The following is a 432-nucleotide window of genomic DNA, read 5'->3' on the forward strand; positions in this document are numbered from 1 at the left end:
CCTCCAGCCCGTCGTGGATGCGCAGTAGTCGGTGTGCATGATCGAGGTCGGCAGGAGTACGAATGACGCCCACGGCAATGAGCTTCAGGGAGGATCCTAACCCACCTTCAACGACGCCAACCCCGCACCGGGTTAAACCAGGGTCGACCCCCATGACCCTTGTAACACGCCGGTCGGGGGTCGACTTTGGAATGCTCACTCCTCCTAGTCAAGAGCTGCTGCAACCTCGGCGGTGATATCAACGTTGGAGAACACGTTCTGGACGTCGTCGAGATCTTCGAGAACATCAAGGATCCTGTAAAGCTTGCGGGCGTCCTCAAGCTCGACACGCTGGGTGAAGTCTGGCTTGAACGACACCTCAGCGGAGTCGTAATCAATACCGGCACCCTGGACGGCTTTACGGACATCAACAACAGCGCTCGGATCCGAAAT

General features: G+C 57.6%; 2 protein-coding genes. Both read right to left on the reverse strand.

The window, feature by feature from the left end:
* A partial coding sequence (locus O7A61_RS32715) for a crossover junction endodeoxyribonuclease RuvC (protein ID WP_442921144.1) occupies positions 1 to 154 on the reverse strand: 154 nt, incomplete at its 3' end.
* Positions 155 to 204: 50 nt separating this feature from the next.
* On the reverse strand, positions 205 to 432 hold a 228-nt coding region (locus tag O7A61_RS32485; protein ID WP_337133216.1), incomplete at its 5' end, for a YebC/PmpR family DNA-binding transcriptional regulator.

The sequence above is a fragment of the Mesorhizobium sp. Cs1321R2N1 genome (genome assembly GCF_037179725.1).
GTDB classification, from domain to species: domain Bacteria; phylum Pseudomonadota; class Alphaproteobacteria; order Rhizobiales; family Rhizobiaceae; genus Mesorhizobium; species Mesorhizobium salmacidum.